The following is a 20,659-nucleotide window of genomic DNA, read 5'->3' as shown; positions in this document are numbered from 1 at the left end:
CTAGTGGGCCGCCGGTTCAGTCGCTTGCGTGTCGGTCGGCTCTCCCAGGTCAGCGTCCGCCTCGCCGACCGAGTCAGCCATCGACCCGTGCAGGACCGCCTCGGTGTGCACGGGGTCGGCGAGCTCGCTGTGCCGGGTGCGGACGGCGGCGAAGGTCCACAGCTTGTTGAGGACGAAGGACAGCGGCGTGACGACGGCGATGACGAGGAGCTGGGCCCAGTAGAGCCGGGTCCGGAGTCCGGTCGTGTCGTCGAGGAGGTCCGTCGGCAGGGCGAGGGGCGAGTGGGGGTGCATGAGGAGAGTCAGGAGCAGCAACCCGGCAACCTGCCCCAGGAGCCCGACCGTGAGGAAGGGCCAGTACTCGCGCCACCACGCGGGATGGCGTTCGCTCCGGAAGGTCCAGGTCCGGTTGAGCTGGAAGTTCCAGAGGTTCGCGACGAGAAAGGCGACGGTCGAGTAGGCGTGGTACCAACGCAGGTTGTAGTCGGACCAGGGCAGGCCGATGATGGCGTGGTCCGGGTCGGTCCCGAGCCGCTTGACGAGAATGAGCGTCGCGAGGTTGACCACGACGCCGGAGGCGCCGACCAGGCCGAACCTCACGAGCAGGAGCCAGTTGTGCCGATGGCGCACGAACAGGTACTCCCGGAGCCGACTCACCCGCGCAGCGTAACGCCGGTCCGGCGAGCCCCGCGGAACCTGAGAGCGCACTGCCCTCGTCAGTCGGACTCCGCCTCGGAGAGGAAGAGGGCGAACCGTGCGGGTTGGGCCTGGACGAGGTCGAGCCGGCCGCCGTTTGCCTCGGCGAGGTCGCGGGCCAGGGCGAGGCCCAGGCCGGTGCTGCCACCGGCGCCGCTGCTCACGGACCGCTCGAAGATGTGCGGGGCGATCGCGGGCGCCACCCCCTCCCCCTGGTCGCTCACCTCGACGATGACCGACGGGCCGGAGCGACGCGCATGGACGTCGACGGTGCCGCGTCCGTGGACGAGGGAGTTCTCGAGGAGCGTGGAGAGCACCTGCGAGAGCGCGACGGGTGTCGACCGGACGAAGAGCCCCCGCTCCCCACGCACCCGCACCGAGCGCCGCGCCTGCTCGAAGGCGGGCTGCCACTCACGTTGGAGGGCTGCGATGACCGAGTCGAGCGAGACGGCAGGCACCGGCCCACCCGTCGCCCGAGAGCGCCCGAGGAGGTCGTCGACGACCCGGGTCAGCCGCTCGACCTGGGCGATGGCGATGTTGGCCTCCTCCTTCACCGCGGCCACGTCGTCGGTCTCGGCGATCTCCTCGAGTCGCATGAGGAGAGCGGTGAGCGGGGTGCGCAGCTGGTGCGAGGCGTCCGCGGCGAAGTCGCGCTCCGCGGCGAGGGAGCGAGTCATGTCGTGGGCCCGCCGGGTGATGACGTCGGAGACGTGGTCGAGCTCGGCCGTGCCGGAACGCAGCGGCTTGAGCCTGGCCTCGCCGTCGGCGAACCGGTCGGCCAGCACGACCAGTGCGTGGGCGGCGGCCTCGAGCTGGCGTCGGAGGGGCCGGCTCGCGAGGTGTCCGATGGCGAGCGCGACGAGGCTGACGGCGGCGGCGGCGGCGGCGGCAAAGCGAGCGGTCACCACGGACGGCTCCTCGGAGAGCCACCCGCTGATGACGTCGGGCCGGCGGGTGATGAGGTAGGCGATGACCCCGGTGGTCCCGAGGGCGGCCACGCCGGCTGTCGTCGTCGCGGTGACGAGCGCGACCCGCTCGAGCGTCCGCCGCATGGTCAGTCGGGCTTGGGTCGCTCGAAGCGGAAGCCGACGCCACGCACGGTGGCGATGTACTGCGGCGAGGTCGCGTCGTCGCCGAGCTTGCGGCGCAGGACCGAGATGTGCATGTCGAGGGTCTTTGTCGAGCCGAACCATGCCGTGTCCCAGACCTCGCGCATCAGCTGCTCGCGAGGCACCACCTTGCCCTGTTCGCGGATGAGCACGCGGAGCACGTCGAACTCCTTGGCGGTCAGCTGCAGCTCCTCGCCCTTGAACCAGGCGCGTCGACCGTCGGAGTCGATCCGGACCAGCTCTCCGGTCGGTCCGACATCGGTGGGTGTGCGCCGGAGCAGGGCCCGCACGCGGGCGAGCAGCTCGGCGAGCCGGAACGGCTTGGTCACGTAGTCGTCGGCGCCGGCGTCGAGACCGACGACGGTGTCGACCTCGTCGGCCCGCGCGGTGAGGATGAGGACCGGGATGCTGCGTCCCTCCGCCCGCAGCCGGCGGCACACCTCGAGTCCGTCGACCTTGGGCAGCCCGAGGTCGAGGAGCACGAGGTCCGGGTTGTCCTTGGCTCCTTCGAGCGCTTCGGCGCCGTCCTCGCGGACGTCGACGTCGTAACCCTCGCGTCGCAGGGCCCGGGCGAGCGGCTCGGAGATCGCCGGATCGTCCTCCGCCAGGAGAACTCGCGTCATGTCACCGTCCTCGGTCAACGTCGAACTGCGTCTCGCCAGGATCCGCGGCCCGTGGGCGGGGCCCGACCGCAGCCTACCGACATCGCGGGCCGACGCCACCCGTCCGGGATGCCGTATGCCGCTGGGCTCGCTCCCAGCGGCCCGTCCTCAGCGGCCGGGCCAGTTGGGCGTGCGCTTCTCGGCGAAGGCGGCCACGCCCTCCTTGCGGTCACCGGAGAAGGCCGTGGCGCGCCAGCAGGCGTCCTCGATCTCCAGTCCGGAGGCGAGGTCGACGTCGGACCCCAGGCGCATGGCTCGTTTGGCGTTGCGCAGGCCGACCGGCGAGTTCGCGGCGATGGCGCGGGCGAGCTCGAGGGCGCGGTCGCGGGCCCGACCTGCGGGGACGACCTCGTCGACGGCACCCATCCCGAGGGCTTCGGTGGCCGGCATCTTGGCCGCCGAGAAGATCGCCTTGGCCGCCTTGGACCAGCCGACGCGGCGCACGAGCAGCTGGGTCCCACCGCCACCGGGGATGACACCGACGCCGACCTCCGGCAGCCCGACGAGGGCCCCCTCCCCGGCGATGATGACGTCGCACGAGAGGGCCAGCTCGAAGCCGCCGCCGAGGGCGAAACCGTCCACCGCGGCGATGACGGGCATCGGGAGAGCGAGGACGCCGCCGTAGGCGGAGCGAGCGAGCGGTCGCTGCTGCACGAGGTCCGCGTCGGTGAACGCGTTGCGCTCCTTGAGGTCGGCGCCGACGCAGAAGGCCTTGGGATGGCTCGAGGTGAGAACGACGCAGCGCACCCCGTCGTCGGCCGCGAGCGAGGAGGTCGCGTCGCGGATGGCCTCGGCCATCGCGGTCGAGACGGCGTTGAGGGACTCCGGGCGGTCGAGCACGAGCTCCGCGACGTGGGCGAGGCCCGGCTCGTCGAACCGTTCGACACGCACGAGGCTATGGCTGGCGGGCTGGGTCACGGCGGGCTCCTCTGGGTGGGGTTCGGTTGGGGTGCAGGTGGGCGAGGGTGGTCAGGTCGGCCGGCGGCCCTCGGCGGGGGCCCGGCGGAGCATCGAGGGCGAGACGGGTCCGACGCCGCGCAGGATCCGGCGGCGCTGGCCCGTGAGCTGGAACCCGGACAACGTGGCGAGCTCGCGGGCCATCGGGGCATCGACGAGTACGCTCCCGGACTGCGCCACGGCCGTGAGGCGCGACGCGCGGTTGACGGTCGTGCCGAAGACGTCCCCCAGGCTGGAGACGATCGGGCCGCGTGCCATCCCGCACCGGACCTCGGGCAGCACGTCGTCCTGCGAGATCGTCTCGACGAGGTCGAGGGCGATCGCGGCAGCGGGGGCTGCCTGGACGGTGGTGAAGAGGACCTCGTCGCCGACGGTCTTGATGAGGCGACCACCGTGCGCGGTGATGACATCGGCCGACAGCCGTTCGAAGCGGTGTACCAGCCGGGCGAGGTCGCGCTCGGACATCTTGCGCACGAGCGAGGTGAAGTTGACCAGGTCGGCGAACCCGACCGAGCGCATCTTCACCAGGCCGTAGCTCGCGGGATCGGCGTCGGCGAGCATCCTCGAGATCGCGGCGCTGAGGTGCCTCCGCCAGGCGTAGACGAGCAGGGGCTCGAACCGGTCGGCCAGGTCGGCCATGCGCTGGGCCGTCTCGGCGGCCGTTCCGAGGGACGGGACGACCCGCGTCTCTGCCCCGGCCACCGACTCGGTGGCCCGCTGCTCGGACTTCTCGGTCTCGACCGCCTCGGCGACGAGCTGGGCCTGCCACACGGCGAGCCGGTCGGCGGACCGGGCGACGGCGCGCGTCATCGCGAGCGCGAGCGTCTCGTCGATGTCCCCGTCCCGGACGATCCCGGCGACGGCCCGCAGCGCGTCGACGTCGGCCCCGGTGAACAGCTCGTCGTCCGTGTAGACGACCGGGAAGCCGAGGGCGCGCCAGAACTTCTGGGCGGACAGGAGGGAGACGCCGGCCTCGCGGGTCACGTCCCTGCGGCCCATCTCGAGGGTCTGCCCGAGCAGCCGCTCGATGACCTCCTTCGCGTCGACGTCGACGCCGGGCAGCGGCTCGGGCTCTGGTTCAGGCGCTGTCTCAGGCAGGGAGGCAGGCGGTGGCTCTGCCGGCCACGGCCCGGTGCCCTCGGAGCCGCCGGCCTGGGTCATGGCCCGATCATGCCAGCCGCCTCAGCACCGGGCCGCACGTGCACCACGTCGCCCGCCGAGAAGGCCCGTTCGCTCCCGGCGACCTCGACGACCAGCGCCCCCGAGTCGTCCACCCGGACCGCCCGCCCCGAGACGAGACCACCCGTCGGGAGGTGCACGTCGACCTGGGATCCGACGGTGGCGCACAGCGAGCGGTACGCGGACCGAGCCGACGACCCGCTGTTGAGGACGGCGGCCAGCTCTTTGAGGAAGGCGATGACGAGGTCTTCCCGTGCGACGACGGCGCCGGCGACCCGGAGCGAGGTGGCCGTCGGGACCGGCAGCTCGGCGCGGGTCTGGTCGACGTTCACCCCGGCACCGACCACGACCGCCCGGCCGTGGGGCCCTTCGGCGAACTCGCAGAGGATCCCCGCCACCTTGCGGTCGTCGTCCTCCGGAAGCAGCACGTCGTTGGGCCACTTGAGCCGGGGCCGGAGTCGGGCTCCGGTCGCCGTGGTGACGCCCCCGATGGCGCGCCCGAGCGCGACCCCGGCCAGAAGCGGGGCCCAGCCCAGGTCGGCGGGCGCCGGGACGATCGCCGAGACGGCCACGGAGGCCCGCGGGGGCACCTGCCAGGACCGCCCGAGCCGGCCACGGCCACCCGTCTGGTCGTCGGTGAGGACGATGCGCCAGAGGGGGCTGCCGTGGGGAGCGAGCCCAGCGGCATACGGCCTCGCGGACTGACTGGAACCGGCGCCCGGGGGGGGATCAGGCGTCCGGACGAGCTCGGCAGCCCGGCTGTTCGTCGACCCGATCGACGGATGGAACTCGACTGACCGCCAGGGCTGGCCGGACGTGACCAATGCCGCATGGATGACGTCGGGGTCGATCGGTTCGCGCACCCTTCCAAGGCTAGAGTGCCGCCATGGCAACGGAGCAGGCCCCCGCCGAGGGAGATCACCACCAGGCAGATCAGACCATCGACCTGACGACGACGGCGGGCAAGCTCGCCGACCTCAAGCGTCGGGTGGCCGAGGTGGCGCATGCCGGCTCCGAGCGAGCGATCGACAAGCAGCACGCCCGCGGCAAGAAGACCGCCCGCGAGCGGATCGCGATGCTCCTCGACGAGGGCACGTTCATCGAGATGGACAAGTACGCCCGCCACCGGTCCAACCAGTTCGGCCAGGAGAAGAACCGTCCCTACGGTGACGGCGTCGTGACCGGCTACGGCACGGTCGACGGCCGCCAGGTCGCCGTGTTCGCGCAGGACTTCACCGTGTTCGGCGGGTCGCTCGGCGAGGTCTTCGGCGAGAAGATCGTCAAGGTGATGGACTTCGCGATGAAGATCGGCTGCCCGGTGGTCGGGCTCAACGACTCCGGTGGCGCTCGGATCCAGGAGGGAGTCGTGTCCCTCGGGCTCTACGGCGAGATCTTCTTCCGCAACGTGCGGGCGTCCGGCGTGATCCCGCAGATCAGCCTCGTCATGGGGCCGTGCGCCGGCGGGGCCGTCTACTCCCCCGCGATCACCGACTTCACCGTCATGGTCGACCAGACCAGCCACATGTTCATCACCGGCCCGGACGTCATCAAGACCGTCACCGGTGAGGACGTCGGCTTCGAGGAGCTCGGCGGCGCGAAGACGCACAACACCAAGTCGGGGGTCGCCCACTACATGGGCACCGACGAGCAGGACGCCATCGACTACGTCAAGGCGCTGCTGTCCTACCTGCCCAGCAACAACATGGAGACGCCGCCGTCCTACGGCGAGGGCGAGGCAGACCTGACCGTCACCGACGAGGACCGGTGGCTCGACACGTGCATCCCGGACTCACCGAACGTGCCCTACGACATGCACCAGGTCATCGAGCACATCGTCGACGACGGTGAGTTCCTCGAGGTGCAGCCGCTCTTCGCCCCGAACATCATCACCGGCTTCGCGCGGATCGACGGGATGTCCGTCGGCGTCGTGGCCAACCAGCCGATGCAGTTCGCCGGCACACTCGACATCGACGCCTCGGAGAAGGCGGCCCGGTTCGTGCGGACCTGCGACTGCTTCAACGTGCCGGTGCTGACGTTCGTCGACGTCCCGGGGTTCCTGCCCGGCACCTCCCAGGAATGGGACGGCATCATCCGCCGCGGCGCGAAGCTGATCTACGCCTACGGCGAGGCCACCGTCCCGAAGATCACGGTGATCACGCGCAAGGCCTACGGCGGCGCCTACGACGTGATGGGCTCCAAGCACCTCGGCGCCGACATCAACCTCGCCTGGCCGACCGGGCAGATCGCCGTCATGGGCGCACAGGGAGCGGTCAACATCCTCTATCGCAAGGAGCTCGCCGCCGTCGCGGCGGAGGGCGGCGACGTCGACGCGAAGCGGGCCGAGCTCATCGCGCACTACGAGGAGACCCTCGCCAACCCCTACATCGCGGCGGAGCGCGGCTACATCGACACCGTCGTCACCCCGTCGAACACGCGGATGAACGTCACCCGCGCCCTGCGGGCGCTGAAGAACAAGCGGGAGACACTTCCGCCCAAGAAGCACGGGAACATTCCGCTGTGACCGCCCGAACCGCGAGGAACGAGCCTGGTTCGGGCGGAACAGGAGGTCGCGCGAGCGAAGCGAGCTCCGAGCAGTTGCGCGCGCAGCGCGAGCAGCGCGAGCCCGGCGAGGCGCGTGACGCGGTGCGGGTGCTGCGCGGGAACCCGGCTGCGGAGGAGATCGCAGCGTTGGTCGCGGTCCTCTCCGCGGTCGGTGGCGGCGAGGAAGCGGGCCTCCCGCGCGCCCGGTCGGCCTGGTCGGACCCCGCCTGGCGCCTCGTCGGTCCGCAGGCGAGACGCGGCGGCTGGCGCGGGTCCAGCCTGCCGCGCTGACGTCGCGGGAGTGATACCGGCCACTTCTGGCCGTCAGAGGTTAGGCACACCTAACTGCGGGAGTATCGTCCGCGATGTGAACCTCATCGGGCTGACCCGGCGGAGCCAGCCGGACACCCAGCCTCCCGCCGGCAGCGACCACCCATCCGCACCCACCCCGGGGTCAGACCGGAGTCCCACGTTGGCGCGACACCCGTTGGGGAGCACGGTGGTCCTGGCCACCCCTCGCCTCGGAACGGCCGCCATCCGCCGTCTGGGCGAGCTCGGGCTGCGTTCGGGCACCGAGGTGGTGATCCTCCACCGGACTGCCGGGCGCGGGCGGGTCATCGCGACCGGCACGACCCGCATCGCACTGGACCGGGCCACCCTGGACGCCTGGCCGGCGGAGGTCGCCCGATGACGACGCACGACACGGCGCCGGCCTGCCCCTCCTGTGCGAGCCAGGCCGCCAAGGCGCAGGCGTCGACCGGGTCCCCCGAGGTGGCCCTGGTCGGCGCTCCGAACTCCGGCAAGTCGACGCTCTTCAACGCGCTCACCGGAGCTCGCCGCTCCGTCGGCAACTGGCCCGGTACGACCGTGGAGGTCGGAGAGGGCGCCTGGTTCCTCGGGACGGAGGAAACGCGCAGGGAGGTTGCCCTGCTCGACCTCCCCGGCGCCTACAGCCTCGACCCGGCCTCCCCGGACGAGGAGCTGACCCGCCGGCTCCTCGTCGACGTCCCGGTCGCGGACCGGCCCGACGTCGTCGTCGCCGTCGTCGACGCAGCCCACCTCTCGCGCAGCCTCCACCTGGTGGCGCAGCTGCGCGAGCACTCGCTGCGGGTCGTCATCGCGCTGACCATGACCGACCTGGCCGCGCGGCGGGCCATCGAGATCGACGACCGGACCCTCGAGGAGACCCTGGGCCTGCCGGTCGTCGTCGTCGACCCGCGCCGACGCCTCGGCAGCGCCGCCCTGGAGGCAGCGGTCGCGCGGGTGCTCGACCACCCTGCACCGCCGCCCCGGCCGGATCTCCCGGACCCTGACGGCGACGAGCTCGAGCGCGCGGATGAGCGCTTCGCGTGGGTGCTCGGCGTCGTCGACCGGACCACGCGGCCGGCCGGCGCAGGCCGGCGCACCTGGACCGACCGGATCGACCGCTGGGCCACCGCCCCGGTTTCCGGCCCGCTGCTGTTCCTGGCCGCCATGTTCGTCGTCTTCCAGACGACGACGACGGTCGCCGCGCCCTTCCAGGCGGCGCTCGACTCGCTCTTCTCCGGTCCCGTGACCACGGCTGCCACGGCCCTGCTCGAGGCCGTCGGGCTCGCGGGCACGCCGGTGCACGGGCTCGTCGTCAACGGGCTCGTGGCCGGAGTGGGGATGCTGCTGACGTTCCTCCCCGTCATGAGCCTGATGTTCATCCTCCTGTCCATCCTCGAGGACTCCGGCTACATGGCTCGCGCCGCCGTGGTGACCGACCGGATGATGCGGCTCGTCGGCCTGCCGGGTCGGGCCTTCCTCCCACTCGTCGTCGGCTTCGGGTGCAACGTCCCGGCGATCAGCGCGACCCGGGCCCTGCCCAACGCCCGGCACCGCATCCTCACGGTGCTCCTCGTCCCCTTCACCTCGTGCAGCGCGCGGCTCACCGTCTACGTCCTCCTCGCCACGACCTTCATGCCGGCGCAAGCAGGACTGGTCGTCTTCGGCATGTACGTCGTCTCGATCCTGCTCGTGGTCCTCGTCGGGCTCGCCCTGCGCGCGACGCTGTGGCGCACGATGGGCGGTGAGCCGCTCATGATCGACCTGCCGCCCTACCAGCGACCCACCCTCCGCGTCGTGGGGATGGTCAGCTGGATCCGCGTCAAGGGCTTCCTCCGCACCGCCGGGGGGATCATCGTCGCCGCCGTCACCGTGGTCTGGCTCCTCCAGTCGGTGCCGGTGCGCGGGGACGCCGGTTTCGCGCAGGTCCCGCCGGGCGACAGCCTCTATGCAGCCACGGCGCAGGCGGTGTCTCCGGTCTTCGAGCCGGCCGGTTTCGGCGAGTGGCAGACGACGGGCGCCCTCATGGTCGGCTTCGTCGCCAAGGAGGCCGTCGTGTCGTCGTGGGCGCAGACCTACGCCACCGCACAGCCCGAGAGCAGCGCCCAGCCCGGTGGCCTGGCCGTGGAGCTGCGTCAGGCCTTCGACCACTCTTCCGGAGGACACCCCATCCCCGCCGTCCTCGCCTTCCTCGTCTTCATCCTCGCCTACACGCCGTGCGTGGCCACCCTCGCTGCTCAGAAACGGGAAGTCGGGCTCCGCTGGACAGCCTTCGGGATCGGGGTCCAGCTGAGCGTGGCCTGGCTCCTCGCCGTGGCCGTCTTCCAGGTAGGACGGCTCCTCACATGAGCACGGCGGCTCCCACCCGCCCGCTGACGGCCGTCGTGGCAGCCATCCGGGCTGGATCCGGCACGATCGCAGAACTGGAGCGCGCCACGGGCATGCCACGCGACGTCGTCGAGGCGGTGGTGGACCACCTCGGCCGCCTCGGCAGGCTCATGAGCGAGCCGGTCCAGCTCGGCTGTCCCGCCACCGGGTGCGGATCGTGCTTCCTCTCCTCGGAGGCCAGCCGGAGCTGTCCCGGCCCGGGCAGCCCGCGGTCGGGAAGTGGCGCCGTGCTGATGTCACTCCGGACGCCCTAGTGGTCTAGCCTCTCTGCTTGTGCCCGTTCTACCGGTCAAACTGTCGTGATGCTCGCAGGCCGTTACCAGCTCGAGTCCCGAATCGCCGCCGGAGGCATGGGCGAGGTCCACGTCGCGACCGACCAGCGACTGCATCGCAAGGTGGCGGTCAAGCTGCTCCGAGCCGAGCTGGCCGAGTCCGGCGACTTCATCGAGCGCTTTCGGCGTGAGGCGCTCATGTCGGCCCGCCTCACCCATCCTTCCGTCGCACGGATACTCGACTACGGCCAGGACGGCAGCACCCACTTCATCGTCATGGAGCTCGTCGAGGGGCAGGACCTCGCACAGCTCCTCTCGCACCGCGGCTCCCTCACCGCTCCAGAGGCCGCCCGCATCGCCGCCCAGGTCTGCGATGCCCTTGCGGCGGCCCACGACGCAGGCTTCGTCCACCGCGACATCAAGCCGAGCAACGTCATCATCACCACCCCGCACCCGCACCGGGACGGGGCGGCAGACGTGCACCGCGAGGGGTCCGTCAAGGTGACCGACTTCGGCATCGCCCGGGCCCTCGGCGGGTCGTCGCTCACCCAGACCGGCACCATCATGGGAACGGCTCAGTATGTCTCCCCCGAGATCGTGCGCGGGGAGCCGGCGAGCCAGGCGTCCGATATCTACTCGGTGGGGGTGCTCCTCTTCCAGATGCTGACCGGCCGGGTCCCCTTCGACGGGGACTCGCCCGTGACCATCGCGCTCCGGCACCTCGACAGCGAGGTCCCACTGCCGGGCTCCTTGGTGCCGGGCATCCCGGCACCGATCGACGAGATCGTCGCCCGGGCCACCGCGGCGCGCCCCGAGGACCGCTTCCCGGACGCCCGCACGATGGCCCTCGCCCTTCGCGCGGCGGCGGCGGAACCGGCCCGGCGGCCGGCCCACGCCGTGGCGACGAGCGTCCTCCCCCTCCCGCAGTCCCACCCGGAGTCCCACCCGGGGTCCTACCCGGAGTCCCACCCGGCGACCCGGGCGATCTCCGACCGGACTCCGGCGCTCATCCCCACTCGGCCCCCTCAAGGCCCTGGGCCGGCCCACGGCTCGGAAGGTCTCGCGGCGGCCGCCGTTGCGCCTGCGACACGCCGTGACCGCGTGCGCCCGACGCACGCTGGGGGCGACCGTCGCTCCCGTCTCCGCTGGCTCGGGGCGGGTCTCGGTGCCGTCGCCATGGCGGCCGCCCTCACCTTCGCGCTGTCCGGAGGGGACGAGACCCCTCCCCCCACGACCGCTCCCACCACAGCCGGCACACCGACCGAGCAGCCCTCCGCCGAGGAGCCGGTCACCCCGGACGGCCCCGCCATGCCCCGCGACGCCGTCGGCCGCGAGCGCGACGACGTCGTCAAGGAGCTCAACGAGCGCGGCCTCAGCGTGCGCTGGGCCCTCGTCCGGTCCGGAGCCCCCGAAGGCTCGGTCATCGGGACCTTCCCCCGGGTCGGCGAGACGATGCAGCGCGGGGAGACGGCAGTCATCATCGTCAGCCGCGGACAGCTCCCCGACGGAGTGGAGCCGATCGACGTGCCGGCCGGCCTCGTCGGCAACACGGCGGACGCGGCGTCGGCAACGCTGCAGGGCGCCGGGCTCCGCTTCAGCACCGCGCCGATCCCGTCGGACGCCGCGCCGGGCACGGTCCTCGGGAGCTGGCCGTCCAGCGGCGAGCCCGCCTCGGACGGCGTCGTCGTGCTCATCGTGTCCGACGGCCCCGCCGGCAGCGGCGACGCCGGCGACCCCAAGACCGATGGCAAGGGCGGGGCCGACAAGAAGAAGAAGAGCGACGACTAGCCGGTCGCCGCGCCACCGTATTCCAGTGGCGGGCAGCACTGCCGCGTGGGATACGTTCGGTCGGTGACTGAGACCCCGACTCCGACCCCGCCTTCGAGCCCCACTGCCACAGCACCCGATGCTCGCCCCCGGACCGAGATCGACCGCATCGCCGAGCGGTACCTCGACGGCACGGTCGAGCTGAGCCCCATGCAGGCCACCTACCTCGGCCTCCCGGGGCGCGAGGACGAGCTGGACGACCTGTCGCCGGCCGGCCACGCCGCCCACAGCGAGCTGCGCAGGCGGACACTGGCCGAGCTGGCCACGGCCACCCCCGTCGACGACGTCGACCGCGTCACCCTCGCCGCTCTCGTCGACCGGCTCGAGCTGGCCGAGGAGCGCTACGCGGCGGGCCTCGACGAGATGTCACTCAACGTCCTTGCCTCCCCCCTCCAGGCCGTTCGCGACGTCTTCGACCTCATGCCGCAGGACACCGAGGCGCACTGGCGCACCTTCGCCACGCGCATGGCGCAGATCCCGGCCGCGTTGGACACCTACCAGGCGTCACTGCTCGCCGCTCGCGAGCGGGGTCTCGTGTCCCCCCGCCGCCAGGTCGCCGCGTGCGCGGAGCAGTCGAGGGACCTGACCTCCGAGGACGCGTACTTCGCCACCCTCGTCGCCCGCGCCCGCACCACGGACGGCCCGCTCGACGGCGACGTCACGGCCCAGCTCACCGACGCGGCGAAGGCGGCGTCAGCGGCATACGGCGAGATGGCCGACTGGCTCGAGCGAGAGCTGCTGCCGCACGCCCCGGAGACCGACGCCTGCGGGCGGGAGCGGTACCAGCTCGAGTCGCGCTACTTCCTCGGCGCGACCGTCGACCTCGAGGAGACGTACGCCTGGGGCCAGCAGGAGGTCGCCGACCTCAACGCGCAGATGCGGGAGATCGCCGAGGGGCTCGAGCCGGGCGCCACCGTCCAGCGGGGGGTCGAGATCCTCGACGCCGACCCGCGCTACCAGCTCCACGGCACCGATGCGCTCCAGGCCTGGATGCAGGAGCGGGCCGACGAGGTGATCCGCAGCCTCAAGGACGTCCACTTCGACATTCCCGGTCCGGTCCAACGGATCGAGTGCATGATCGCGCCGACCCAGACCGGCGGCATCTACTACACCGGCCCGAGCGACGACTTCAGCCGTCCCGGGCGGATGTGGTGGTCGGTCCCCAAGGGCAAGACCGAGTTCCAGACGTGGAACGAGCTGACCACCGTCTACCACGAGGGCGTTCCGGGTCACCACCTGCAGATCGCGCAGACCGTCTACCGCTCCGGGCTGCTCAACGCGTGGCGCCGCCTCGAGTCGTTCACGTCCGGGCACGCGGAGGGCTGGGCGCTCTACGCCGAGCGGCTCATGGCCGAGCTGGGCTACATGGACGACCCGGGCAACCGGATGGGTTGGCTCGGGGGGCAGTCCCTTCGAGCCGCGAGGGTCGTCCTCGACATCGGGGTGCACTGCGGCTTCGACGCGCCGTCGGAGGTGGGCGGTGGGGCGTGGGACTACGACAAGGCGTGGACGTACCTGACGCGCTACGGGTTCATGGACGAGAAGACGCTGCGCTTCGAGCTGAACCGCTACCTCGGCTGGCCCGGACAGGCCCCGTCGTACAAGATCGGCGAGCGCCTCTGGCTGCAGCTCCGTGACGAGGCCCAGCGCCGCGAGGGAGATGCGTTCGACCTCAAGGCGTTCCACCGGCGTGCGCTCGACATCGGCGGGGTGGGTCTGGACACGCTCCGGTCCGCGGTCCTCCGGGAGATCTGAGCACCGCCCTCCGGCGCCGCTCCCCTTGGTGGGAGCGGCGCCGTCGGCGTCAGGTGCCGTATCTTCCGTCGTATGCCGCTCAGCCCGCTCCCGCCTGACTCTCCCGTCCCGTTCGTGCTGGGTTCCGCCTCACCGGCACGACTGAAGACCCTGCGCGGCGCGGGCGTCGAGCCCGTCGTCCTGGTGAGCGACGTCGACGAGGACCTCGTCGTGGCCGAGGCGATCGACCGGTACGGGCCGATCGAGCCTCCCGACATCGCGCTGCTCCTTGCCCGGGCCAAGGCCGAGGACGTCACGAGCCGGACGGAGTCCCCGTCCGTGGTGCTGGGGTGCGACTCGGTCCTCGAGCTCGAGGGTGAGGTCCATGGGAAACCGGCCGATGCGCGGGAGGCAACCGCTCGGTGGCGGCGGATGCGGGGCCGCTCCGGCATCCTGCACACCGGCCACTGGCTCGTCGACGACCGGGAGTCGGGGGGCGCGACGATCGGCGCGACCGCCTCGACGACGGTGTACTTCGCGGCCCTGTCCGACGAGGAGATCGACGCCTACGTGGCGACGGGCGAGCCGCTCCGCGTCGCCGGCGCCTTCACCATCGACGGCCTCGGGGGTCCCTTCGTGGCCGGCATCGAAGGAGACCACCACAACGTCGTCGGGCTGTCCCTGCCCCTGCTACGGGACCTGTTGGCCGACGCCGGCATCAGCTGGTTCGACATCGTCAACCGCTGAGCAGCCGCAAGAGCACGGCCCCCCCAATCGAAAGAGCACTTCGCCCCCCAATCGAAAGAGCACTTTGTCCCCCGTTGTCACCGGGCTCTGCGACTCCGGGCCGGGGGACAAAGTGCTCTTTCGATACTGGTCCGGCGGCGATGGGCTACGGATACAGGTCGTCGGTGAGGTCCTTGATGATGAGGTAGTGCTCGAGCCACCACCACATGAGGATCGCGCCGACGATGACGATCCCCCCGAGGATCCAGTAGCGCCATCGGCTCCACCACCGCAGCTTGAGGAACCACGCGATGATGAGCGTGAACGGGAAGGCGAGCAGGGCATAGCGGACCCGGCTGGGCGTCGTGCTCGTGACGAGCAGGATGTAGCCCGGGTAGGCGCCGGCCCAGCCCCAGATCTCCGGGCCCCACCGCCACGAGTGCCTCGAGAGCATGAACCACGCGAACGCGACGACGCCGAGCACGCCGAGGACCTGCCCCATGACGCCCCAGTAGGCGTAGAGCAGGTCCCACCACATGTAGAGCTTCACCTTGGTCTGGATGTTCCAGGCCAGCATCGTCTGGTTGTACGCGTCCGGGGTCTGCGTCACGGCGGAGACGATCGTGGGCCAGAGCCAGGTCAACAGCCCGGCCCACGCGGCGAGCGCGGCCAGCCCCCAGCGGAGTCGGACCGGGTGCGAGCCTTCGTCCTCTTGCCGCCACCGGACGACCGCGTGCGCGATGATCACCGGCACCATGGCGATGACGACGTTCCTGGTGAGAGAGAGGACGACGAGCGCCGCGGCGACCCACCAGTACCGGCGCGCCCGCAGCAACAGCAGGATCGCCGTGACGAGCAGCAGGGCAGCCGACTCGGTGTAGGCGGCCGAGAAGACCGGCGAGGCCATGTAGAAGCAGGTCGCGACGACGGCGACGATGGCCTCCCAGCGACCGACGACCTGGTCGACCAGCTTGAAGAGCAGGTACATCGCCACGAAGCCGAGGAGCGTGGACAGGACCGGGCCGACGACGTCGAACGGCAGGCCGGTCACCTTCATGATCCCGCCCACGGTGAGCGGGAACACGGGGAAGAAGGCCCACGGGTTCATGTCGATACCGCCGTGGCCGACGCGGGGCAGGACCCTCGGGTAGCCCTGCTCGGCGATGACGCGGTACCACTGCCCGTCCCAGTTGGTCATCGCCGCCAGGTAGCCCGGGTCCTCAGGGAGCGGGTAGGAGATCCGGATCCGCTCCAACCCGATCGGCAGGGCGATCTGTCCCTTGGCGAGCAGGATGCCGGCGACGAGCACGTAGAGCCGCGAGACGGCGTAGACGGCGACGGGGAACCAGAAGCCGAACCGGCGCCACCAGGCCTGACGCGCCTCGGCGTCGCGGTCCACGCGCTCGAGCCGTTCCACCAGCCGGGGGTCAGACCGGGGGGACGGAGCGGCGTCGTTCGCTGAAGTGACGGTCACGCCGGGCAGCATAGGACAGTCGGCGGATGAGGTCCGCACGCAACTCGTCCGCCTCGATGATCGAGTCGAGGACGAGGTCGGCAGCCAGGCGCTCGATGTCGACGTCCTCCTCGTACTCGGCACGGCGGGCCGCGACGAAGGCCTCCCGCGCCTCGCTGCCTTCGGAGGCCTCGATCTCGGCGATCTTGTTGGCGTAGACGGCGTTGACCGCCGCCTCCGGCCCCATGACGGCGATGCGCGCCGTCGGCAGGGCGATCGTCGCGTCGGGGCCGAAGCCCGGGCCCGCCATCGCGTACAGCCCGGCACCGTAGGCCTTCCGGACCACGACGCACACCTGGGGCACCGTCGCTGACGACACCGCGCTGACCATCTTCGCGCCGTGCCGGATGATGCCACCGCGTTCGACCTCGGAGCCGATCATGAACCCGGGGACGTCGGCCAGGTAGATCAGCGGGATGGTGAACGCATCGCACAGCCAGATGAACCGGGCCGCCTTGTCGGCGCTGTCGGTGAACAGGACACCGCCCTTGACCATCGAGTTGTTCGCGACGATCCCCACGGTCTCGCCGTCCATCCGACCGAAGCCGATGACCAGCTCAGCGGCCCAGAGTGGTTTCAGCTCGAAGAACGAGTCCTCGTCCACGAGTCCGTCGATGACCGAGTGGATGTCGAACGGGACCGACTCGCGCTCCGGGACGGTGTGCTTCGTCAGCGGTTCGCTCGGCGCCTCGGCGTGGTAGCTCGGGGGCCGGTCACGCCAGCTGCCGGGCACGTAGGAGAAGTAGAGCTTGGCCAGCTCGATCGCCTCGACGTCGTCCTGGGCCAGCAGGTCCCCCACCCCGGAGACGGTGCAGTGCATCCGGGCACCGCCCATCTCCTCGAGCGAGACCTTCTCCCCGACGACCATCTCGGCCATCCGCGGGCTGCCGAGGTACATCGAGGCGTTGCCCTCGACCATGATGATCAGGTCGCAGAAGCTGGGGATGTAGGCGCCACCGGCAGCCGACGGCCCGAACAGGCAGCAGATCTGCGGCACCTTGCCCGACAGCGCCACCTGGTTGTGGAAGATCCGTCCCGCCCCGCGCCGCCCCGGGAACATCTCCACCTGGTCGGTGATCCGAGCCCCCGCCGAGTCGACGAACCAGAAGACCGGCAGCTCCTCGCGCAGCGCCATCTCGGTCGCGCGGACGATCTTCTCGACCGTGCGCGCGCCCCACGAGCCGGCCTTGACCGTCGGGTCGTTGGCGATGACGATCGCCGGCCGGCCGTCGACGGTGCCGCGACCGGTCACCACTCCATCGGCCGGCAGCCCGCGCTGCAGCGCGTTCGCGTACCTGCCGTCCTCGACGAAGGACCCCTCGTCGAAGAGCAGGGCGATCCGGTCGCGGACGTAGATCTTGCCCTGCGCGTCGAGCTTGGCCTGGGCCTTCTCCGGCGCCCGGGCGGAGGCGGCGTAGGCCGCGTTGAGGCGGGTCCGGACGTCGGCGACCCGAGGGTCGTCGCCCGGGGAGTCGACGGCGAAGGGTCCTTGGGCAGGCGGGTCACTGAGCGGCATACGGCTCATCCTTCCGGTTCGGGGGCGCGGGGTCAGGACTGCGGGAGTCCAAGGCCGCGCGCGATGAGCATGCGCTGGACCTCCGAGGTGCCCTCGCCGATCTCGAGGATCTTCGCGTCGCGGTAGAACCGGGCCACGGGGAACTCCTCCATGAAGCCGTTCCCACCGAAGACCTGCGTCGCGATCCGGGTGGCCGACACGGCCGCCTCGGTCGAGTACAGCTTCGCGATCGCGGCCGCGTGCTTGACCTCCTTGACCGAGCGCCGGCCCTCGTGCAGCTCGTCCTTGAGCCAGGCGGCCTTGTACGTCAGGGTCCGGGACGCCTCGACCATGACCGCGAGGTCGGCGAGCTGGAACGAGATGCCCTGGTTCACGCCGATCGGCCGTCCGAAGGCGATCCGGGTCTTGGCGTAGTCGGTGGCGAGCTCGAGACAGGCCTGCGCGCAGCCGACCGCGAGCGCGGAGATGGCGATGCGGCCGTCGTCGAGGGTCTTGAGGAACTGCTTGAAGCCCTGCCCTTCGTCGCCGAGGAGGTTCTCGAGCGGGACCCGGCAGTCCTCGAACGTCAGACCGTGCGTGTCGGAGACGTGCCAGCCGAGCTTGTGGTACGCCGGCTCGACGGTGAAGCCAGGCGTTCCGGACGGGATCATGATCGCGGAGATCGCCGCAGTGCCGTCGCCGTTCGTCCCGGTGCGGGCCGTGACGGTGACGACGGACGTGATGTCCGTGCCGGAGTTGGTGATGAACGCCTTGGAACCGTTGACGACCCACTCGTGCCCGTCTGCTGCCGCACGCGTCCTCGTCGCCGCCGCATCCGAGCCCGCCTCGGGCTCGGTGAGCCCGAACCCTGCGAGGGCGCGTCCCGCGACGAGATCGGGCAGGAAGCGCTGCTTCTGCTCCTCGTTGCCGTACGTGAGGATGGGGTTGATGCCGAGGCCGACGCCGGCGGAGAGCGTGATGCCGATGGACTGGTCGACCCGCCCGAGCTCCTCGATCGCGACGCAGAGGCTGGTGAAGTCTCCCTGCCCCTCCCCCGCGCTGCCGCCGTACTCCTCGGGGACGACGAGCCCGAAGAGCCCCAGCTCACCCATCTTGGGGACGAGGTCGGTCGGGAAGTGCGACGCGCGGTCCCACTCGGCGATGTGGGGCGCGACCTCCTTCTCGGCGAAGTCCCGGACGACCTTGCGGAAGTCCTCGTGCTCCTGGCTCAGCTCGAACATCGCTCTCTCCACATCCACGCCCACAGGGGCTTCTCGGTGCTCTCCGGGGTCCGGCTTGCAGCCGGGAGGAAGTCCGACCCAGCCACGCGGCCAGTCGGGGGGCAGTCGGGGGGCGGACCCCTGACGGTTGACGTTAACGTAAACGTAAAGCAGAATCGCGGACATGACAAGTGGGCCCGAGTGGACGATCGCGCAGATCGCGGACGAGTTCGGCGTGACCCACCGGACGATCCGCCACTACGAGGACCTCGGTCTCGTGTCCCCCGAGCGGCGTGGCACGCAGCGGATCTTCCACCGCCGCGACCGCACCCGGCTCAAGCTCATCCTCCGCGGCAAACGCCTCGGCTTCCCGCTCGAGGAGATCCGGACCATCGTCGACCTCTTCGATGCCCCGCGCGGCCGCCGGGCCCAGCTCGAGTACGTCCTCGACCAGATCGACGCGCGGCGCACGGACCTCGAGCAGCGGCTCAAGGACGTCCAGGATGCGATCGCCGAGCTGGGCGACTTCGAGCGCAGCTGCCGGGCCGACCTCGACCGGCTCGCTCCGCCCCGTCCGTGACACGATGGGGTCATGACTGGCGACGACCGCAAGACCTCGGCCTACGCGCACCCGGAGCGCCTCGTCACCACCGAGTGGCTGGCCGAGCAGATCGAGGCCGGACGGGTCGGCGGACCGGACGGGATCGCCCTGCTCGAGTCGGATGAGGACGTCCTCCTCTACGACACCGGCCACATTCCGGGTGCGCTGAAGATCGACTGGCACCTCGACCTCAACGACCCGGTGACCCGCGACTACGTCGACGGAGCGCGGTTCGCCGAGGTGATGGGCTCCCGCGGCATCGCCCGGGACACCACGGTCGTCATCTACGGCGACAAGTCGAACTGGTGGGCCGCCTACGCGCTGTGGGTGTTCAGTCTCTTCGGCCACGAGGACGTGCGCCTGCTGGACGGCGGGCGCGCGAAGTGGGTCGCCGAGGGCCGTGAGGTGACCCGCGAGCTCCCCACGCCGAAGCAGGCGACGTACCCGGTCGCCGAGCGGGACGACGCCCCGATCCGGGCCTTCAAGGACGACGTCCTGGCCCACCTCGGCAAGCCCCTCGTCGACGTCCGGTCCCCCGGCGAGTACTCCGGCGAGCTGCTGCACATGCCCGACTACCCGCAGGAGGGCGCGATGCGCGGCGGACACATCCCCGGCGCCGCGTCAGTTCCGTGGGCTCGCGCGGCGAACGACGACGGGACCTTCAAGAGCCGCGAGGACCTCGAGGCCATCTACCTGACCGAGCAGGGCCTGTCCCCCGACGACGACGTGGTCGCCTACTGCCGGATCGGCGAGCGCTCGTCGCACACGTGGTTCGTGCTGACCCACCTGCTCGGCTTCGAGTCGGTCCGCAACTACGACGGTTCCTGGACGGAGTGGGGCAACGCCGTCCGCGTCCCCATCGAGAAGTGACCGCGACCGAGCTCCCCGGGCCCCTGGCCGAGATCGCGGACGACTTCCGGTCCGCGAGCAACGACCTCAAGCTCCAGCTGCTCCTCGAGTTCAGCGACGAGCTGCCGGCCCTTCCGGAGCGCTACGCCGGCCAGCTCGACCGACTCGAGCGGGTCGACGAGTGCCAGACGCCGCTCTTCCTCGTCGTCGAGGTCGAGCAGTCCTCCGCTGCGGCCGAGCGGCGCGTCCACCTCTTCTTCGACGCACCCGCCGAGTCCCCGACCACGCGCGGGTTCGCCGGGATCCTCCATGCGGGACTCGACGGGCTGTCGCCGGAGGAGGTCCTCGCGGTGCCCGACGACGCGCCGATGCGGTTCGGCCTCGCGGAGGCGGTCTCCCCGCTGCGGCTGCGCGGGATGGCCGCCATGCTCGCCCGGATCAAGCGACAGGTGCGCGAGAAGTCAGCCGCCTGACGGCTCAACCCAGCTCAGCCGTATGCCGCTGGGTTGGCTTCCAGCGCAGCCCAGCCCAGCGGCATACGGCCTTCTCAAGCCACGGGGTCACGCAGCTCCCCTTGCGCCCGG

Annotated in this window: 20 protein-coding genes; 11 read left to right on the top strand and 9 right to left on the bottom strand. The window is 71.3% G+C overall.

Translation table 11 applies throughout. From position 1 onward, the window contains the following. The 6 genes from INTCA_RS06285 to INTCA_RS06260 form a co-directional block, all read right to left on the bottom strand. Window positions 1–657, bottom strand: a complete 657-nt coding sequence (locus INTCA_RS06285) for a GtrA family protein (protein ID WP_114609595.1) — start codon at window positions 655–657, stop codon at window positions 1–3. A 59-nt stretch (window positions 658–716) separates the two neighbouring features. Continuing rightward, the gene (locus INTCA_RS06280; protein WP_013492083.1) at window positions 717–1,748 is read right to left on the bottom strand and encodes a sensor histidine kinase; all 1,032 of its coding nucleotides are present in this window, start codon (window positions 1,746–1,748) and stop codon (window positions 717–719) included. Window positions 1,749–1,750: 2 nt separating this feature from the next. Continuing rightward, the gene (locus INTCA_RS06275) at window positions 1,751–2,428 is read right to left on the bottom strand and encodes a response regulator transcription factor (RefSeq protein ID WP_013492082.1); all 678 of its coding nucleotides are present in this window, start codon (window positions 2,426–2,428) and stop codon (window positions 1,751–1,753) included. 147 nt (window positions 2,429–2,575) lie between these two features. After that, on the bottom strand, window positions 2,576–3,358 hold the full coding sequence (locus INTCA_RS06270) for an enoyl-CoA hydratase/isomerase family protein (protein WP_052337979.1): 783 nt from the start codon (window positions 3,356–3,358) through the stop codon (window positions 2,576–2,578). A gap of 78 nt (window positions 3,359–3,436) precedes the next feature. Next, a complete protein-coding gene (locus INTCA_RS06265; RefSeq protein WP_013492080.1) occupies window positions 3,437–4,585 on the bottom strand; it encodes an adenylate/guanylate cyclase domain-containing protein in 1,149 nt (382 codons plus the stop codon). Further along, complete coding sequence (locus INTCA_RS06260) at window positions 4,582–5,466, bottom strand: biotin--[acetyl-CoA-carboxylase] ligase (protein WP_013492079.1); 885 nt, start codon at window positions 5,464–5,466, stop codon at window positions 4,582–4,584. Before INTCA_RS06260 ends, INTCA_RS06265 begins: the two co-directional genes overlap by 4 nt. A 23-nt stretch (window positions 5,467–5,489) precedes the next feature. On the opposite strand from INTCA_RS06260, the gene INTCA_RS06255 reads away from it, so the two are divergent. The 8 genes from INTCA_RS06255 (at window position 5,490) to INTCA_RS06220 (ending at window position 14,418) form a co-directional block, all read left to right on the top strand. After that, a complete protein-coding gene (locus INTCA_RS06255) occupies window positions 5,490–7,124 on the top strand; it encodes an acyl-CoA carboxylase subunit beta (RefSeq protein WP_013492078.1) in 1,635 nt (544 codons plus the stop codon). A gap of 74 nt (window positions 7,125–7,198) precedes the next feature. After that, window positions 7,199–7,435 carry an acyl-CoA carboxylase subunit epsilon gene (locus tag INTCA_RS06250; RefSeq protein ID WP_041307328.1) on the top strand — a complete coding sequence of 79 codons (237 nt, stop codon included), beginning with the start codon at window positions 7,199–7,201 and terminating at the stop codon, window positions 7,433–7,435. A 76-nt stretch (window positions 7,436–7,511) separates the two neighbouring features. After that, on the top strand, window positions 7,512–7,835 hold the full coding sequence (locus INTCA_RS20100) for a FeoA family protein (RefSeq protein ID WP_199921659.1): 324 nt from the start codon (window positions 7,512–7,514) through the stop codon (window positions 7,833–7,835). Beyond that, a complete protein-coding gene (gene feoB / locus INTCA_RS06240; protein ID WP_013492075.1) occupies window positions 7,832–9,799 on the top strand; it encodes a ferrous iron transporter B in 1,968 nt (655 codons plus the stop codon). Before INTCA_RS20100 ends, feoB begins: the two co-directional genes overlap by 4 nt. Beyond that, window positions 9,796–10,092 carry a hypothetical protein gene (locus INTCA_RS06235; protein ID WP_013492074.1) on the top strand — a complete coding sequence of 99 codons (297 nt, stop codon included), beginning with the start codon at window positions 9,796–9,798 and terminating at the stop codon, window positions 10,090–10,092. Before feoB ends, INTCA_RS06235 begins: the two co-directional genes overlap by 4 nt. A gap of 48 nt (window positions 10,093–10,140) precedes the next feature. Next, window positions 10,141–11,898, top strand: coding sequence for a protein kinase domain-containing protein (locus tag INTCA_RS19825; protein ID WP_013492073.1), 1,758 nt, complete (start codon window positions 10,141–10,143; stop codon window positions 11,896–11,898). 63 nt (window positions 11,899–11,961) lie between these two features. Beyond that, on the top strand, window positions 11,962–13,692 hold the full coding sequence (locus INTCA_RS06225) for a DUF885 domain-containing protein (RefSeq protein ID WP_013492072.1): 1,731 nt from the start codon (window positions 11,962–11,964) through the stop codon (window positions 13,690–13,692). A gap of 72 nt (window positions 13,693–13,764) precedes the next feature. Beyond that, window positions 13,765–14,418, top strand: coding sequence for a Maf family protein (locus INTCA_RS06220; protein WP_013492071.1), 654 nt, complete (start codon window positions 13,765–13,767; stop codon window positions 14,416–14,418). 145 nt (window positions 14,419–14,563) lie between these two features. On the opposite strand, the gene INTCA_RS06215 is transcribed toward INTCA_RS06220, so the two are convergent. From INTCA_RS06215 to INTCA_RS06205, 3 genes are read right to left on the bottom strand one after another with little or no spacing between them, the layout of a single operon-like run. Further along, on the bottom strand, window positions 14,564–15,871 hold the full coding sequence (locus tag INTCA_RS06215) for a hypothetical protein (RefSeq protein WP_234423943.1): 1,308 nt from the start codon (window positions 15,869–15,871) through the stop codon (window positions 14,564–14,566). Further along, window positions 15,825–17,426 carry an acyl-CoA carboxylase subunit beta gene (locus tag INTCA_RS06210; RefSeq protein ID WP_013492069.1) on the bottom strand — a complete coding sequence of 534 codons (1,602 nt, stop codon included), beginning with the start codon at window positions 17,424–17,426 and terminating at the stop codon, window positions 15,825–15,827. The genes INTCA_RS06215 and INTCA_RS06210 overlap by 47 nt, the downstream gene beginning before the upstream one ends. 32 nt (window positions 17,427–17,458) lie before the next feature. Then, window positions 17,459–18,646, bottom strand: coding sequence for an acyl-CoA dehydrogenase family protein (locus tag INTCA_RS06205; RefSeq protein ID WP_013492068.1), 1,188 nt, complete (start codon window positions 18,644–18,646; stop codon window positions 17,459–17,461). Window positions 18,647–18,809: 163 nt separating this feature from the next. Between INTCA_RS06205 and INTCA_RS06200 the strand changes: the two genes are divergently transcribed. From INTCA_RS06200 to INTCA_RS06190, 3 genes are read left to right on the top strand one after another with little or no spacing between them, the layout of a single operon-like run. Further along, complete coding sequence (locus tag INTCA_RS06200) at window positions 18,810–19,205, top strand: MerR family transcriptional regulator (RefSeq protein WP_013492067.1); 396 nt, start codon at window positions 18,810–18,812, stop codon at window positions 19,203–19,205. A gap of 12 nt (window positions 19,206–19,217) precedes the next feature. Next, window positions 19,218–20,096, top strand: coding sequence for a sulfurtransferase (locus tag INTCA_RS06195; RefSeq protein WP_013492066.1), 879 nt, complete (start codon window positions 19,218–19,220; stop codon window positions 20,094–20,096). Beyond that, on the top strand, window positions 20,093–20,548 hold the full coding sequence (locus INTCA_RS06190) for a SufE family protein (RefSeq protein ID WP_013492065.1): 456 nt from the start codon (window positions 20,093–20,095) through the stop codon (window positions 20,546–20,548). Before INTCA_RS06195 ends, INTCA_RS06190 begins: the two co-directional genes overlap by 4 nt. Window positions 20,549–20,659 lie beyond the last annotated feature (111 nt).

Origin of the sequence: Intrasporangium calvum DSM 43043, assembly GCF_000184685.1 — a bacterium.
Lineage (GTDB): Bacteria > Actinomycetota > Actinomycetes > Actinomycetales > Dermatophilaceae > Intrasporangium > Intrasporangium calvum.
Note: the sequence above shows the minus strand (reverse complement) of the source record. Positions and strands in the feature narration are given on the sequence as shown.

What these genes read in the sequence shown, in the direction of transcription:
- INTCA_RS06235 (WP_013492074.1), top strand. Translation starts at nt 9,796, where the DNA reads ATGAGCACGGCGGCTCCCACCCGCCCGCTGACGGCCGTCGTGGCAGCC.
- INTCA_RS06255 (WP_013492078.1), top strand. Translation starts at nt 5,490, where the DNA reads ATGGCAACGGAGCAGGCCCCCGCCGAGGGAGATCACCACCAGGCAGAT.
- INTCA_RS06280 (WP_013492083.1), bottom strand. Translation starts at nt 1,748, where the DNA reads ATGCGGCGGACGCTCGAGCGGGTCGCGCTCGTCACCGCGACGACGACA.
- feoB (WP_013492075.1), top strand. Translation starts at nt 7,832, where the DNA reads ATGACGACGCACGACACGGCGCCGGCCTGCCCCTCCTGTGCGAGCCAG.
- INTCA_RS19825 (WP_013492073.1), top strand. Translation starts at nt 10,141, where the DNA reads ATGCTCGCAGGCCGTTACCAGCTCGAGTCCCGAATCGCCGCCGGAGGC.
- INTCA_RS06195 (WP_013492066.1), top strand. Translation starts at nt 19,218, where the DNA reads ATGACTGGCGACGACCGCAAGACCTCGGCCTACGCGCACCCGGAGCGC.
- INTCA_RS06205 (WP_013492068.1), bottom strand. Translation starts at nt 18,646, where the DNA reads ATGTTCGAGCTGAGCCAGGAGCACGAGGACTTCCGCAAGGTCGTCCGG.
- INTCA_RS06220 (WP_013492071.1), top strand. Translation starts at nt 13,765, where the DNA reads ATGCCGCTCAGCCCGCTCCCGCCTGACTCTCCCGTCCCGTTCGTGCTG.
- INTCA_RS06210 (WP_013492069.1), bottom strand. Translation starts at nt 17,426, where the DNA reads ATGCCGCTCAGTGACCCGCCTGCCCAAGGACCCTTCGCCGTCGACTCC.
- INTCA_RS06265 (WP_013492080.1), bottom strand. Translation starts at nt 4,585, where the DNA reads ATGACCCAGGCCGGCGGCTCCGAGGGCACCGGGCCGTGGCCGGCAGAG.
- INTCA_RS06275 (WP_013492082.1), bottom strand. Translation starts at nt 2,428, where the DNA reads ATGACGCGAGTTCTCCTGGCGGAGGACGATCCGGCGATCTCCGAGCCG.
- INTCA_RS06200 (WP_013492067.1), top strand. Translation starts at nt 18,810, where the DNA reads ATGACAAGTGGGCCCGAGTGGACGATCGCGCAGATCGCGGACGAGTTC.